Source organism: Marixanthomonas sp. SCSIO 43207 (genome assembly GCF_019904255.1).
Taxonomy (GTDB): Bacteria; Bacteroidota; Bacteroidia; order Flavobacteriales; family Flavobacteriaceae; genus Marixanthomonas.
Map to the genome: position 1 here is coordinate 354,181 of NZ_CP063203.1, position 16,262 is coordinate 370,442.

At 33.6% G+C, this 16,262-nt stretch carries 15 protein-coding genes; 1 reads left to right on the forward strand and 14 read right to left on the reverse strand.

Features of this window, described 5'->3' with window-relative positions:
- Positions 1-52: 52 nt before the first annotated feature.
- The 11 genes from rlmN to INR76_RS01730 all read right to left on the reverse strand — a co-directional run bounded on the left by rlmN (position 53) and on the right by INR76_RS01730 (position 12,472).
- On the reverse strand, positions 53-1,093 hold the full coding sequence (gene rlmN, locus INR76_RS01680; protein WP_223108939.1) for a 23S rRNA (adenine(2503)-C(2))-methyltransferase RlmN: 1,041 nt from the start codon (positions 1,091-1,093) through the stop codon (positions 53-55).
- A 78-nt stretch (positions 1,094-1,171) separates the two neighbouring features.
- Positions 1,172-2,827, reverse strand: a complete 1,656-nt coding sequence (locus INR76_RS01685; protein WP_223108940.1) for a T9SS type A sorting domain-containing protein — start codon at positions 2,825-2,827, stop codon at positions 1,172-1,174.
- A 133-nt stretch (positions 2,828-2,960) separates the two neighbouring features.
- Positions 2,961-4,010 (reverse strand): tRNA preQ1(34) S-adenosylmethionine ribosyltransferase-isomerase QueA, encoded by a 1,050-nt coding sequence (queA, locus tag INR76_RS01690; protein ID WP_223109937.1) that lies wholly within the window; start codon positions 4,008-4,010, stop codon positions 2,961-2,963.
- Positions 4,011-4,091: 81 nt separating this feature from the next.
- Positions 4,092-5,324: a 3-phosphoshikimate 1-carboxyvinyltransferase gene (locus tag INR76_RS01695; protein WP_223108941.1), complete on the reverse strand. Its 1,233-nt coding sequence runs from the start codon at positions 5,322-5,324 to the stop codon at positions 4,092-4,094.
- 13 nt (positions 5,325-5,337) lie between these two features.
- Positions 5,338-5,565, reverse strand: a complete 228-nt coding sequence (locus INR76_RS01700) for a hypothetical protein (protein ID WP_223108942.1) — start codon at positions 5,563-5,565, stop codon at positions 5,338-5,340.
- The gene (locus tag INR76_RS01705) at positions 5,565-5,891 is read right to left on the reverse strand and encodes a nucleotide pyrophosphohydrolase (protein ID WP_223108943.1); all 327 of its coding nucleotides are present in this window, start codon (positions 5,889-5,891) and stop codon (positions 5,565-5,567) included. The genes INR76_RS01700 and INR76_RS01705 overlap by 1 nt, the downstream gene beginning before the upstream one ends.
- Before the next feature lie 2 nt (positions 5,892-5,893).
- Positions 5,894-7,921: a transglutaminase domain-containing protein gene (locus INR76_RS01710; protein ID WP_223108944.1), complete on the reverse strand. Its 2,028-nt coding sequence runs from the start codon at positions 7,919-7,921 to the stop codon at positions 5,894-5,896.
- A 9-nt stretch (positions 7,922-7,930) separates the two neighbouring features.
- Positions 7,931-9,841 (reverse strand): DUF3857 domain-containing protein, encoded by a 1,911-nt coding sequence (locus tag INR76_RS01715; protein ID WP_223108945.1) that lies wholly within the window; start codon positions 9,839-9,841, stop codon positions 7,931-7,933.
- Between the two features lie 39 nt (positions 9,842-9,880).
- A complete protein-coding gene (gene dtd, locus INR76_RS01720; protein ID WP_223108946.1) occupies positions 9,881-10,333 on the reverse strand; it encodes a D-aminoacyl-tRNA deacylase in 453 nt (150 codons plus the stop codon).
- 72 nt (positions 10,334-10,405) lie between these two features.
- The gene (gene rsgA / locus INR76_RS01725) at positions 10,406-11,356 is read right to left on the reverse strand and encodes a ribosome small subunit-dependent GTPase A (RefSeq protein ID WP_223108947.1); all 951 of its coding nucleotides are present in this window, start codon (positions 11,354-11,356) and stop codon (positions 10,406-10,408) included.
- A gap of 33 nt (positions 11,357-11,389) precedes the next feature.
- Positions 11,390-12,472, reverse strand: a complete 1,083-nt coding sequence (locus tag INR76_RS01730; protein WP_223108948.1) for a chorismate mutase — start codon at positions 12,470-12,472, stop codon at positions 11,390-11,392.
- A gap of 237 nt (positions 12,473-12,709) precedes the next feature.
- Here INR76_RS01730 and gldA point away from each other — a divergent pair, with 237 nt between their 5' ends.
- On the forward strand, positions 12,710-13,615 hold the full coding sequence (gene gldA / locus INR76_RS01735) for a gliding motility-associated ABC transporter ATP-binding subunit GldA (RefSeq protein ID WP_223108949.1): 906 nt from the start codon (positions 12,710-12,712) through the stop codon (positions 13,613-13,615).
- Here gldA and INR76_RS01740 read toward each other — a convergent pair.
- From INR76_RS01740 to INR76_RS01750, 3 genes are read right to left on the reverse strand one after another with little or no spacing between them, the layout of a single operon-like run.
- On the reverse strand, positions 13,599-14,351 hold the full coding sequence (locus tag INR76_RS01740; RefSeq protein WP_223108950.1) for a head GIN domain-containing protein: 753 nt from the start codon (positions 14,349-14,351) through the stop codon (positions 13,599-13,601). The genes gldA and INR76_RS01740 overlap by 17 nt on opposite strands.
- Before the next feature lie 21 nt (positions 14,352-14,372).
- The gene (locus INR76_RS01745) at positions 14,373-15,479 is read right to left on the reverse strand and encodes an acyloxyacyl hydrolase (protein WP_223108951.1); all 1,107 of its coding nucleotides are present in this window, start codon (positions 15,477-15,479) and stop codon (positions 14,373-14,375) included.
- Between the two features lie 26 nt (positions 15,480-15,505).
- Positions 15,506-16,261 (reverse strand): head GIN domain-containing protein, encoded by a 756-nt coding sequence (locus INR76_RS01750; protein WP_223108952.1) that lies wholly within the window; start codon positions 16,259-16,261, stop codon positions 15,506-15,508.
- Position 16,262 lies beyond the last annotated feature (1 nt).

Here is a 16,262-nt window from a genome sequence, read left to right on the forward strand (position 1 = left end):
TTGTTATAAAACAACCGCTCTTTTTTTATGCTCCTAACTGAAAAGGTAGCTCTTAACTTTTATTTGCTAATTGCCCACAAGCTGCATCAATATCCTTTCCACGGCTTCTGCGTACTGTAACAGGTATTTTATTTCTTTCAAGTTTTTGAATGTATAAATCTATTGCAGAATCGTTTGCTTGTTGAAACGCTCCATCATCAATTGGATTGTATTCTATCAGGTTTATTTTACAAGGAACTGACTTACAATACTCAACAAGAGCATCTACATCTTTTTCCGAATCATTGATACCTTTCCATACAATATACTCATAAGTAATACGCCGCTTTGTTTTTGCATACCAATACTCTAGTGATTCTCTTAAATCGGGTAACGTAAAACTTTTTGCAAATGGCATTATTTGCTCACGTGTTTCTTGAATGGCAGAGTGTAACGAAACAGCTAGATTAAACTTAACCTCATCATCAGCCAGTTTTTTTATCATTTTTGGAACTCCAGAAGTAGACAACGTAATTCTTTTAGGCGACATTCCTAAGCCCTCTTCTGATGTTATCATCTTTATAGATTCAAGGACATTTTTATAATTCATAAGCGGCTCGCCCATTCCCATATACACAATATTTGATAAGGGTTTATCATGATAAAGCAAACTCTCTTTATGAATAGCGACTACTTGATCAAAAATCTCATCAGGATTTAAATTACGCATACGCTTTAATCGAGATGTTGCGCAAAATTTGCAGTCCAAACTGCAACCCACTTGAGAAGAAACACAAGCTGTAGTTCTAGATTTTGTAGGAATTAAAACAGACTCTACAACAAAACCATCGTGAAGTTTTACAGCATTTTTAATTGTACCATCACCACTCTTTTGAAGGCTATCAACCTCAATATGATTAATCACAAAGTTTTCTTCAAGGTGCGCACGTGTTTCCTTTGAAATATTGGTCATATCTTCAAAGTTATGAATACCTTTATTCCATAGCCATTCATAAACTTGATTGCCCCTAAAAGCTTTATCACCAATACTCACAAAAAAATCACGCAATTCTTGCTTTGATAAGGATCTAATATCTTTTTTTTCTGAAACCATAAGTTGCAAAATTACTATTTAGATATTAGTTTACAGAAAGATTATGAAGTATTTATGAGTACCAAAAGAGTTGAATAACTATCGAGTAACAATAATTTTTTTGGTAATATGTGAATCACTATCTGCATCGGTCAACTTTAAAAAGTAAACACCTTCTGCCAATTGAGCTACAGAAATTGTATTCATAGTATTTGAAACAGTTCCTCTATTAAGCTGTTGACCTGCAACATTGTAAATACTGTATAAAAGATTTGGATATCTACTGTTCATTACGGTTATAATATCTGAAGCAGGATTTGGGTAAATCTTCAGCTCACCCGTTATTTCAAACTCTGTAACATTTAATATATTCTGAATAGTCTCAAGTTGTGTTTGTCCCGTATTTAAAGGGTCAAGCCACTCCTTTAAGCGTTTATCTTCTGAAGATCCAGCATCCCAAGAAACGGCCAATCTTCCGTAAATATCATAATCATTATTACCATTTATACCGTCACAAAAAGCATTTCCTGCATATAATTGCCCAATTATCTTTCCGTTTTCATTAAATAATGGCGAACCGGATGAGCCGCTTTCTGTAGTTCCTATTTCCCAACCATCACCTACACCTTGTGATACACCTCCTATGAGCCAAACCTCTGTTCCATTAGCAGTTTCTTTTACTGCTCCTGTATTGTCTCTACATATTTTCATAATATCTCCATTAGGATGATGAATACCTACCTCAAACTCTGGTAAATTATCGGTAACATCCCACCCTGCAAAAGATACGTCCCAAGATTCTGGTACGTCATTGTAAAGTTGAACTAAAGCAAAATCACTAAGAGCATTGTTAGCCTTTAATTCGGCGCCACTCATAGTAAAGTTTGTCTGTATATCTGAACTTGGCTCACCCTCTCCGCAAACAGGACTTGGACTCATCCAATTAAATCGAATTGACCAAAATGCAGGATCACTGTTATCAAGGCAGTGATTTCCTGTAAGTAAATAAGGTGTTTTATCATTATTTGTGTTATTAACTAAAACCGAAGAACACAAATAACCATTTCCTAAGTTAAGTAACGCAATTGCTTTTTTAAGGATGTCTTTTTTTGAATCAAAATCTTCGCCAATAGAACAATTAACATCATAGTTACAGTCTCCAGAATCATTAAACCCTCGTTTACCTAGAGCATAATCCTCAACTTGATTCATTCGATACCCATGAATTAAGCTACCTATCGTTAGCGATACATTTTCATTTACATTTTTTGGTTCAAAATATTCTATCCAAATAACATCACCGTTTACAAACCAAGAACCTAGCTGCTGGTTCTCTCTGTTTTGCTTATTTGATAGCGGAATAAGAACGTCTGTATAATCTGTATTGTATAGAAACAATTGTGCCCCATTGGGTATGTAAAAATTGTCAAAATTTACACTTAAGTTTAAAGCGTTGGGAGATTTAATAGCTACTCGCCATAGTTTATCACCATTTTGTAAAGTTGTCACTTGGCCTTCTTTATGAATATCAACTTTAATAGTACGCTTTACTCCATAGCGCCAGGGCAACGTTTTATCAAGATCATTAATACTATCTTCTTGCTGAATAGCAGAAAGATCTAAAGGTGGCAAGATTATAGGCTCAATATTTTCAGTAGAAACACGATAGCTTATAGGAAAGTCTGCGCTAGTTTCTTGAGAAAAAGCGAAAGGTATAAATAAGATAATAAATAAGAAAAAAGTAATTTTTTTCATACACACTTGCTGCTGAATATATTACAACACTACAAGATACTTTATTATTTTGAAAGTAGAAAATCCTTTTTCTCTATAAACAAAAAAAATCCTGATGAACCATCAGGATTTTAAATGTTATAATATGGAAGTACTATAAAATTAACATAGCATCTCCATATGTATAAAAACGGTATTTTTCTTTTACTGCTTCTTCATAAGCTTCTTTGATAAAATCGTGTCCTGCAAAAGCTGAAACCATCATTAACAAAGTAGATTTTGGTGTATGAAAGTTTGTAACCATACAGTTTGCAATACTAAAATCATATGGTGGAAAAATAAATTTATTTGTCCATCCTGCATACGTATTGAGCATATTATTTGATGAAACTGAACTTTCTAAAGCTCTCATTACTGTAGTTCCTACTGCGCACACACGTTTTTTTCTTTCTATTCCTGTGTTGATTACGTCTACAGAACTTTGAGGAAGAATAATTTCTTCAGAATCCATTTTGTGCTTTGAAAGATCTTCAACCTCAACAGGGCTAAAGGTTCCCAAACCTACGTGTAATGTTACTTCAGCAAAATTGATTCCTTTTATTTCTAGACGTTTCAATAAATGTTTTGAAAAGTGAAGTCCTGCAGTAGGTGCTGCTACTGCTCCTTCTTCTTTTGCATAAATAGTTTGATATCTATCTGCATCTTCTGGTTCTACATCTCTTTTAATATATTTTGGCAATGGTGTTTCACCAAGTTCAGTTAACTTATTTCTGAATTCTTCATATGATCCATCAAATAAGAAACGAAGCGTACGTCCTCTAGAAGTTGTGTTATCAATTACTTCAGCAACCAATGATTCATCATCTCCAAAATAAAGTTTGTTTCCTATTCGTATTTTACGTGCAGGATCTACTAATACATCCCAAAGTCTTGTCTCTGGGTTTAACTCTCGCAACAAGAAAACCTCTATACGAGCGCCTGTTTTTTCTTTGTTACCAAATAAACGAGCCGGAAATACTTTTGTATTGTTTAAAACCAAAACGTCATCTTCATTAAAATAGTCAATAAGATCTTTGAACATTTTATGCTCGATGGTTTTCTCTTTTCGGTTTAAAACCATAAGTCTGGCTTCGTCTCGGTTAGAAGCTGGATATTCTGCTAATAATTCGGCTGGTAAGTCAAAATTGAAATTTGAAAGTTTCATTCCCATAGAAAGTGATATTTATCTTAAAAAGGTGCAAATATACAACCTCAACATAGGGGTTGTCAAGTAAATGAGCATTTATTATTTAAAATCTACTTGTATTCCGGTTTTTTGGATGTCTTCCCAAAAGGTTGGAAATGATTTTGATACTACACCGGCATCATTAATTTGTATTTGTTTTTTTAACGCTAAAGGCGCAAAAGCCATTGCCATACGGTGATCATTGTAGGTTTGTATGGTTATCTTTTCATGTATTTTTTCTGAAGAAATTAATTCTAAAGTGTCATTTGTGATTTTAACCTGAGCTCCTAGCTTTTCTAATTCAGTCTTCAAGGCAACCAACCTATCGGTTTCTTTAATTTTTAAGGTATGTAAACCGGTTAATTTACAACCCAATCCCAGTCCAAAACAGGTAACAGCAATAGTTTGAGCAATATCTGGCGCATCAATAAGATGCAACATAATGTGCTCTGCAAGTTGTTTATTGTTTTTTGATAATGTTATAGATGCGTCTGCTTCATTATAAGATGTTGTGACGCCAAGTGATTCATAAATAGTAGCTAGAATAGAATCGCCTTGCAAACTATTTTTAAAATAGCCTTTGAGGGTAACTGTCATTTTTTCTGAAAGAGCCACCATACTATAAAAATAGGAAGCTGAACTCCAATCAGACTCAATTAAAATAGCTTTATCTTCTATTTGTGAAGTGGGTTTTACCGTAATAGTATTTTCAGAAAAAGTACACGCTACGCCTATTTTTTGAAGTAAAGAAACCGTCATTTGTAAATAGGGCGCCGAAGTAATATTTTTTTCAAGATGTATTGTCAAGCCATTTTCTAGCGAAGGAGCAATTAAAAGTAAAGCCGAAATATATTGACTACTTACATTTGCAGCCATTGTCACCTCGCTATTACTAATTTTTTTTCCTGCAATTGCAATTGGCGGGTATCCTTCTTTACTTAAATACTTGATAGTTGCGCCAAGAGTTTTTAAGGCATCTACAAGCACTTTAATGGGTCGCTGCTGCATTCTTTCGCTTCCTGTCAATACAACAGAGGCCTTTGATTGAGATGCAAAATAAGCAGTTAAAAAACGCATAGCTGTGCCTGCGTGATGAATATTCACTTCGCCTGTATTTGACAGCAAAGCTTTTTGTAAAACCATAGTATCATCACTTTCAGAAAGGTTTTCTAGTTTCAAATTCTGAAATTGAGATTGTAATATTAACAATCTGTTTGATTCACTTTTTGAGCCTGAAACTTGAATGACAGCTGAGTTTTCTTTTAACGGTTTTGTGGTGAGTACAGCTTTCATTAAGAAATGTATTTTACTGTTTTAGTTTCTTTTTAAATTTCCCATAGGAAACAAAAAAACCATATAAAAAACCTGCTAATAAACTACCTCCAATAAAAAGATAAGGATTTCTATCTTCAAAGAAAGTTGGGCTAAACCCGTCAAAAAGCCATTTAATAAATATAAAGAGAAACACAAATGTTAATCCTAAAGTGACTACAGATTTCCAAAACCCTTTATGGTTAATAACTTTACTAAGCATTATTTAAGTTTATCATTGTTATGATGGCGGTCGTGATCTCTTTTGGTTTTAAGATCTAGTTTTTTATTAAATGCGTCTTCTAGGTTTACACCTGTTTGATTTGCTAAACAAAGCACAACAAACAATACATCGGCCAACTCTTCACCAAGGTCTTTATTTTTATCACTTTCCTTTTCGCTTTGCTCACCATATCTACGAGCAATTATGCGGGCAACCTCACCTACTTCTTCAGTAAGTTGAGCCATGTTAGTAAGTTCATTAAAATAACGTACTCCGTGTTCTTTTATCCAATTATCTACTGCTTGTTGTGCGTTGTCAATATTCATTCTTAAACTTTTGAAAGAACTATTTTTTCATTTTCTTTATCAACCATTACCTGAAAGAATCTCTTTATATCTTCATAACTATCTGCTGAAATAACAGGTTGATTAATTGCCAAATCTACAGAAATTTGAATTTTATTACCTGCTTCATTAATTATATAACTAAATAACCCTGCATTTTGGTTTAATACAAATTTAGCACTTTCAGGTTTAGATTCAACCTTATAGCCTTCAGGAATATTTACAGTGATAATATATCTATCCTTTATAGGGTAACTAAAGTCTATTGGGTATTGACGTGTATTAGTTTTAAAAGGGTTCTCTTCCAAGGCTAAAAAAAGAAGTGGAGAAAAGTATAGCTTCCCTCCTATTTCTTCAAGGGCCTCAAAGTTTTCAAAATCATATTGAAGGGTTACAGGTTTATAAAGTTCTTCTAGATTTCCAAAATTGATGTTTGAAAGTTCTGCATCTCCATTTCTTTTTTCTAGAGATTTGCGCACGTCTTCTTCTTTTATATTTTTATAGTTTTTTCTTTGACTTAACGCATAATGTCCTGTATACCTGTTTTGAGCAGACCCCTTTACTGCATAATTGGCATCATCAATATTTAAATTAAGTAAAGTACTTTGAGAAGCTTGAGTCTTTGGATATAAAGAAACCCAAGTAGAACTTCTATCTTCTCTTATTAATCTACCTTGCCAGTTTAATAGTTCAGGTTTTAAAATATCAGGTTCACCTTCCTTATTAGTAGCATCAAGGAGTGTTACATTATTTTTTGTTTCTACTGCTGCTACAACATAATCAAATCCATTTCTAGTTGGAAAAAGCGGTATTCCGTTTGATTTAGTACTTACTAAAACAGGATTGGCTTGTATACCTGCATATCGCAACATATTCACAAGCAAAAGATTAATATCTGAAGCATTACCAACACCGTTTTTATAGGCATTTTTGGAGCCTTCCATAGTATAAATTCCTTTATAGGAATTCCAATTCATTTTTGCTTTTACATATTCATAAATGCGAATCACTTTTTCAGAATCTTTTGTTACTCCCTGCAGTAAATTATCAATCTCATCATCAAAATAATTATCGCGTTTTAACTGACCTCCAAACGCATCAGAATCATAAATAGATTTTGAAACATCTTCCCAAGTAGTGGTATACATTTCTAAAGTAGAATTTGGAAACTTGGTATAAGATAATTCAAATTTTAACGCTGTTGTAAAATTATCAATATTGCTAGTAAAAGCTTCTTCTTTAAGAGCAGGAACATCATTAACTATTACTGAATAAACATTTTCAAGTACTGACGTTGTATTACTTCTTACTTTATTTCCGGTGTTTCCTCCTCTATTTCCCCAAGAAGATCTTGAGCTAATTGAACCTAAATTAATATTCATGTAATCTGTACTAGTCTGTATTCTAAAAGGAATCCAGCCTCTTTGGTGAGTTTTATAACTAAAATACTCTGGAGCTTGAAACTCCATTGATACTTTATTAACCGGTATCTGTTCTTGAAAACGATACTCGTCTATATTAGTTATAAAAGGTGATGTAACTGAATATTCATATTCAATAACACAGCCTTCTTTAACATTTGGCATTGTAAATTTAGTTAATTCTAAAAATTCACTAGCCTCTTCCTCAAAAATACCATCATTGCGTAATTTTACGTCTTGAATTTTATCTCCTTCAAGAAAATAAGTGTAACCCTTTAGCCCTTTTATTTCTTCATCAGATCCGGTGCTACTTTGATACAACTTTACCTTTTTATTGGCCCAATCAAAACCGTCTTTATTATAAATCTTAATACGCTCAAAAACATCTGTTCTTAAATAAAAACCTTCATTTGTAGAAAACTCAAAGTAAGATTTTATTTCTCTGTAAAGTATTGCTGCATCTGCAGTAGAATCTGTTGGGTGTTGTTTTTCTAAAAGTTCTTCTTTTGAAACTTTCCCGAATCTAAAGTCTTGAGAAAACCCGACTTGAAGTGTGCATAGTGTAATTAAAAAAGTAAATAAAAATTTCATAATTGTAAATTATTTGGTGTTCTGTGTTAAAAGAATTTTTGCTTGATCCATTTTTGAAATGCGTCTTAAAAAGGATCGGTATTGTTTATAATCTGTGGCGGGGAAAGTTCCTTTTTTTAGTGTATATGTTCTTGTGTATTGTAAAGTATTATTTGAAATTTCAGAAACTGAAAAAGCGTAGCTTCCAAATTTATTTTCAATACTCACAGCTTCCGGAAGGCTATCAACAGCTAAGCTTTCATCTATGGTAATTGTTACTGTATCGCTTTCGGTAAAACCTTCGGCTATGTGTAGTTTTTGTTTTCGATTCGGAAAACGAGGAGGTACATTTACAGATTGTGTAAACACATTTAATGAAAACAGTAAGTCGTTACCAATACTCGAACAATAATTTGGGATAGTAATTGACAGTTTTTCTGAAAAAACAATATCATCTTTATTGTTATTGAGCTGTACGCTTTCAATGACAAAGCCGTTAATATGCCCCCATTTTTGCTTATAGCGTTTCTCAAGATCATCTGTATCTAGCTTTTCAAGATAAATTTTATCATCATACTGCAGCCCTTTTGAAACTGTGGTTACGTGAGCTTCAACACTTCCAGTCACATGTACACTTACTTCTGCTACATTTTTTTCTAGATTTTCTTTATAAGTGTATGATTTGGTACGAACTATTTTACCGCCTTCAGGTGTTACTATGAGTACATCTCTATTATCTATATGATTACCACCGTAGCCAAAAGGCACATCTTGACTAGTACATTCTAACCAAACGATATCATCTCCGTCTGGTATACCTAGAATGGCGTGATTACCTTCAAGAATTGAAAATTCTGAATTGAAATCTACCTCATCTTCTCCGGCGTATAAAACGGTATAATAAGAAGGAACCCCTACAACGTCTAAGAGTGCTTTTGTGTAGTTTGTTAATGCTTTACAATCTCCATAGCTTAATTTGTCTACATCTTCTGCCAGCATGGGTTTCCATCCTCCTATACCTATTTGTACACTGATGTATCTAACTTTATTTTGAAGGTATTCATATATTTTTTTTGCTTTACCCAAATTGGTGGTTTCATTTGCTACCAATTGTTTTGCTTTTGCAATTGTTGCGGGAGGAAGGTTACTAACCTTTGCAAGTAACTTTTTATCCATCCAAGAACCAAACTCTTTCCAGTTTTTACCGCTGCCTGGTACACCTTTGAGATAAAAATTATTAAGAGAAAACTTTACGTGTGGTAATATGTTTTTATAATAAGGGCTGTAATCTTCATATCTAATTCCGGTAATGTTATTGGCGGTACAAACAAAAGAATTTGGGGTTTCAGTTACAGAAATATTATATCCATCAAGGTTTTGTTTTAATATTCTTGGTTTGTTATTTGGGTTAAACTTAACTACAAACTCACTGTTTTTTGTAGAAGTATAATACCCGCCTATTGGGAACCATCTTGGTATAAAAGCAGTTGTATTACTTTCCTTTTCAGATTTGAAAACTAACGTATATGGGTATACGGTTGGGGTGTAGTCTAGATGTTTTACACGGTCATCGTTGTAAATTGAAAATCCGTCTGATGCACTAATGTCTTTAAAATCGCGCTCTTTAAAATGGGCAATTTCATTTCCCATAGCGTCATAAACCCAGGCTTCAAGGTCTTTAACTCTCGTGTCATCGTCATAATGCACGTAGGCATCTGTATTATTGTTACCTTTTTTATTCAGTACCATTACAGCCCTATAATTGCTATAGCGCATACGGTCATTTTCGGTAACATCAATTTCTATTTTTTCATCCAATAAAATACTATTGGCATTTTCTGTTAGCTCTTTTGATAACTCACTGATAGAAAATTGGGCTTCTTGTGAAAAAGTGGTTACAAAAGATGCTAGAAATAAACTTAGGGCAACTATCTTTCGCATGGGTGCGAATATAATAGTTTTGTTAAATAAATGTGAAAATTATTCTCTTTTTTTTGAGTCTATAAAAATTGTAACTGGTCCATCATTAATTAATTGCACGTCCATCATAGCTCCAAAGACTCCGGTTTGCACCTTCTTACCTATTTCTTTCTCTAGGCTTTCAGTAAATTTCTGGTATAAATCTTCAGCAAAATTTGGTTTTGCAGCTTTAACAAATGAAGGTCTGTTCCCTTTTTTTGTACTTGCATGTAATGTAAATTGACTTACTACAATCACATCTCCACCCACATCTTGTATAGAATAATTCATTGCGTCTTGTTCATCTGAAAAAATTCGCAATCTCGAAGTTTTTCTACATAACCAATCGATATCATCTTGAGTATCTTCTGCTTCAACTCCTAATAAAATTAAAAATCCCTGATCAATTTTTGAAACAACTTCTTTATTTACAGTTACTGAAGCTTCTTTAACTCGTTGTAGAATAATTCGCATAAATTTATTTTGAGTTTTACAATTTATCGTTTTTTTGTTACAACTTTCATTGTTGGGGTATCGCGTAATTCCTTAATCTTTTTTGTAAACATCTTTTCGGTAACCATCATCTTCACCTTCTAGAATTTGCAAATAACTTTTATAGCGTGACCAAGCAATTTCTGAATTTTCAAGCGCTTCTTTAATAGCACAATTGGGTTCATTGATGTGAAGGCAGTTATTAAACTTACAATCTTGTTTGCGTTCAAAAAATTCAGGGAAATAATTACCTAGTTCTTCTTTATCAATTTCAACAACGCCAAACCCACGAATACCGGGAGTATCAATTATTTGACCACCAAAACTAAGATCATGCATTTCAGCAAATGTTGTGGTATGTTGCCCTTGTTGATGTTGTTCAGATATTTCTGCGGTTTTCAAATTTAAACCGGGTTCAATTGCGTTGACCAACGTAGATTTGCCGGTTCCACTATGACCAGAGAATAGTGTAACTTTATCTTGCATAAGGTCTTTTACCTTGTGTATATTTTTTCCTGTTTTTGCTGAGATACCAATACACTCATATCCTATTTTTCGGTAAAGTGCGGCCAGATATTTAATCTCTAGCAGTTCTTCTTCGTTGTATAAGTCAATTTTATTAAAAAGTAGTACTGCTTTTACGTGATAAGCTTCTGCAGTTACCAAAAAACGATCAATAAAAGCCGTAAATGTTGTTGGGTTATTAAGAGTTATTAATAGAAACGCAACATCAATATTGGTAGCAATTATATGTGTTTGTTTTGAAAGGTTTACAGATTTTCTAATAATGTAATTATCGCGTGTTTCAATAGTATGAATAACGCCAATGGTCTCATCTCCTTTGGTTTCAACATCAAAAACAACATGATCACCTACTGCAACAGGATTGGTGCTTTTTATCCCACCTATTCTAAATTTTCCCTTTATACGGCATTGATAAAACTCACCTTGTTGTGACTTTACGGTGTACCAGCTTCCGGTTGATTTATAAACAGTGCCTTTCATTAATACAAAAGTCTGAAAATAAATTGAATGTAATTACTCATTAAAAACGTTTTTTTGGTGCGCAATGGATTCTTGGTGAATAGCTTTGTAAAGTCTAAGGATAAATTCCTCACTTAAATGATTGTGTTCTCCTGCCAATATCATTCTGCCTAAAATTTCGTTCCAACGCTTTACTTGTAAAATAGCCACGTTGTGTTCTTTTTTAAGCTCACCTATATTTTCGGCTATATTCATTCGTTTACCCATCATTTGCACAATCTTATCATCGATTACATCAATCTGAGCGCGAAGTTTACTCAATTCATTGTTAAATTCAACTTTGTCATCTCCTTTTTTCCTGATGCGCAGATCTACGGTCATTTGATCTAACGTTTTAGGAGTGATTTGTTGTTTGGCATCACTCCACGCATTGTCAGGATCATAATGTGTTTCTACCATAAGACCGTCATAATTAAGATCTAAAGCAGTTTGACATAATTCAAATATTATATCACGGTTTCCGGCAATATGTGATGGATCTAGTATTAACGGTAAATCTGGAAATTGATTTTGAAGATCAATTGGTATTTGCCATTCTGGGTTATTACGATATTTTGATTTTTCATAAGTTGAAAAACCTCTATGGATTACACCCAAGTTGTGAATATCTGCACTGTAAAATCGTTCAACAGCTCCTAGCCATAGTGCTAAATCTGGATTTACAGGATTTTTAATCAGTACTGTTTTATTTGTTCCTTTTAAGGCATCAGCAATTTCTTGTACAACAAATGGCGACACAGTTGTTCTAGCACCAATCCATAGAATATCAACGTTGTGTTTAAGTGCCAAATCTACGTGATTTGGGTTGGCAACTTCGGTTGTAGTCAACATTCCAGTTTGGTTTTTTGCTTCTTGCAACCATTTTAAACCCAAAGCTCCTACTCCTTCAAAGTTGCCCGGACGAGTTCTAGGTTTCCAGATACCGGCACGCAATACTGTTGCATCTGTTTCTTTTAATTGATGCGCAATTTTTAATACTTGTTCTTGCGTTTCGGCACTACAAGGACCTGCGATTACCAATGGATGTTCTAAGCCAAAAGCATCTAACCAATTACGTAATTTTTTACTGTTTTGCATAGTTTTAAAAATAAAAAAAGCCCCACAATGGGACTTTTATATAATATAATATGTACAATAATCCCAATAGGTTACAGTTTATATAAATGCCACCAATATGTTGAAAAATTGAACATCTTTTTTTTCTCTTTTATAAGTGGCTAAAATACCTATTTATATATCATTTTGAAAACGTTTTAAGTAAATTTTAAACCTTACACAGAAAGAAATTTATGTAGCTTTGTTTTTTTATAAAGTATGTCAATAAACGTCACAAATATTACAAAAACCTACGGAACGCAAAAAGCGTTAAACTCCGTATCATTCAGTATTAAAACCGGTGAGATCGTAGGGTTTTTAGGACCTAATGGCGCTGGGAAATCTACCTTAATGAAAATATTGACAACCTATCTTCCGACTTCAGAAGGAAAAGCAAGTGTTAATGGTTTTGAAGTTTCTAAAGATGATTTTAAGGTTCAAAAAAGTGTTGGTTATTTACCTGAACACAATCCGTTGTACCTTGATATGTATGTGCGAGAGTTTCTTCATTTTCAAGCTGAAATATATAAAACCTCAAAGAGTGAAATAGAAAAAATTATTGAACGCACAGGACTATCACCCGAAGCTAATAAAAAAATTCAACAACTATCAAAAGGATATAGACAACGAGTAGGTATCGCCAGCGCACTGCTTCACGACCCTGAGGTTCTTATTCTTGATGAACCAACTACAGGCTTAGACCCAAATCAATTAATAGAAATTAGAGAATTAATAAAAAGCATTGGTAAAGAAAAAACAGTGCTATTATCTACTCACATTATGCAGGAGGTAGAAGCTATTTGTGACCGTGTGATTATCATTAATAAAGGGTCTATCGTGCTTAATAAAAACCTTGCTGAATTACAATCTGGTCAACAACAAATTGTTGAAGTAGAGTTTGATTACAGAGTTGAAACTGTTGCTTTGCAAAAATTGCCGAATGTAACCAAAATTGAAAATCCTGGCGGACACTTTATTTATAACATCTATTTTTCTACCCAAAAGGATATGCGGAGCGAAGTCTTTGATTTTGCACACGATAATGGTTTAAAAATCCTTCAGCTGCATCAAAAAAATACGACGCTTGAAAAGCTATTTGTAGAATTAACTAGTCCTCAAAAATAAGACGTCCTCTGTATAATTGTTCAACTTCAACAATTGGTGGTCTATTTTTGGCTATCACGTTACCCAAACTTACTATTTCACCTTTTATAGATTCTTGCGGATTTACAATCATATCCTGAGTTCCGCGGTGAAAAAGCATCAAATTATCAATTATTAAGTTGGGCGCTTCAATTCTTGCATCACCGGCAAATATTCCGAAATTAGCTCGTTTGGCTTTTCCGGATAAAAAGAAATTTGATAATCCGTTTGCCACAATCTGCAAGTTTTGAACGTCTAGTTTTAATTTAAAATCTCCATCTATATGAAAAGCATCTTCACTCTCTTGATCTTCACTTATTAATGCCAAAAAAGGATATGAAAGTGTACCAACTCCCAAAACAGCCAAACCAGAACTGTTGCGTATACGTTCAAGATTTGGTGCGGTTACATAAACTTTTGTAATTCCATAATCGCGCACTAGGTTACATCCATTGGTGTTTCTAAGGTTTAACACACCATCTTTTACCTCAACTTCTATATCATTGAGTAGGTTATCACCAGTTTCTACGATTACTTTTTGTGTTTCACCTTGTTTGATAATCAATTGAGTGCGTTCCCAAACAGTTATTTTATTGAATGGGTCTACAGTAAATTCTTCTTGAATAATATCGCCCGCTGCTTGAAAACAGTTTAATCCTTTATCTGAATCACAACTCAAAAAAGGAAACAACAAAAAGATGACGAAAATTTTTTTCATTTCTGAATACTTCAGTAGTTATTAAAGGCGCACACCAATTCCAAATTCTACACCTTCGGCTTTGGCCCAATGTGCTTTTACGGTTACCGATGCAAAGATTTTATCTTTATAAAAATAACGTTTTAAACCTAAGCGATTGTAAACTCTATTTTCAAAATCAAAAGGATAATACACATAATACCCTAATTGTGACACAAACGCTACTTTATTAAACCGAAGTTCGTGCCCTATAAACAACCCAACTCGCTTATAATCTTCATCACCAGATAAATTATACTCTGGAAACGCGATGGACTGATAGTAAATTAATTCTTTTAAAAAATGTGCAAAAAACACATCAACTCCTGCTTGAAATGTGCTTTCGTAATTAATACGTTTGTCTACAAATGCAGAGACAACATAAAATGGATATTGCCCTTGACCTATTACGTCACTTTCATTCCACCCGAAACGAAATGCAAAGTTGTATTTTAATTTTTCGGCATGTGAAGAGCTTGGTGGATCATCTTTTACAATATATTCAGGAAACTCTTCGTGATCTACCAAATAACTAAGACCAACATTAAAGGCCCAAGTATTTGTACTGTTATTAGGTGCTCTCAAATTGGCATTTGAATAGTGAATAATAGAAAAACCAGCGTGAAAGCCTAACCCTTTATAAAGGTTTTCTTTTACATAGTTGGCTTTTAAAAAGGTGGTGCTTAAAAAGCGGGTTCCGTAGGCATTGTTTATATAATTTGTCTCCCTATCATAAGGATTGGTTGTATAAGCAACTCCTTGACCTAATCGTATTACTAAGTTTCTATTAAAAAAATACCAATTGTAATGCCCATACAATCCATAATTTTCACCCAAATATTGGTTTTTCATATTTTGGTAAGTGAATGTAAAACCCCAATCTGGATATTGGTATCGACGCTCCCACTCATTAAATCCATATGTTTTTCTGTTATAGGTAAGTATAAGCCCTCGAGGATGGCCGGTAATTAAATGAGCAATGTCTGGATTGTGTTCTAGAATACTTCCGTAAAGATAATCGGCTTCAAGAGAGAATGGTTTTAGCTTTTTTTCTTGTGAAAAGATCACACAACAGTTTAAAGCTAGAAAAAAGAGAAAAAAGTATTTCATATTTTTAAACGAAGCATAAATATACATTAATCCCTAAATATTAACCTACCCGTAAACAATTCTTCTACCTCAACAATAGGTGGACGATTTACTGAAATCACATCTCCTGTTCCTTGAATTACACCTCTTATTTCATCAATAGGATGCACGATCATTTTGTTTGCACTTCGTTGTCTAATGTTTAATGTGTCAATTTTAAAACCTTCTCCCTCAAACCTCGGGAACTCATCACTAAAAACTAAAGAAGCATTTTCTGAACTTCCTGAAATGTAAAAAACACTTTGCCCGTTTGCCGAAACCGAAAACTCATCACAGGTAATATTTAAATAAAAATCACCACTTTTGCGAGCGTTTACAACGCCTCCAGTACTATTGCTTATTAATGCAAGAGATGAAAACTGTAAATTTCCAACGCTTTTCACATCTCTTGATGATGCATTTCTTATTTCGGTGATATTGGGAGTAGTGACTATCACTTGAACATTATCATAATCACGTACCAAATTACATTTATTATTATTTTTAACCACCAAGGTTTCGCTTTCTATAGCTACGGAAATATCGGGAAGAAGGTTTTTTCCGGTTTTAATAATTACTTGTTGAATAGCGCCTTGTTTTAACTGTAATGCAACATCGTTTTCAATTCGTATTTTACTGAAACTATCAACTACAAACTCCTCAACAACACGATCACCAACCGTTTGAAAGCAATCTGGAGCATTTTCTGAATTGCACGAGACTATTATCAAAAACAAACCGAATATGTATAAAAACTTTTTCATT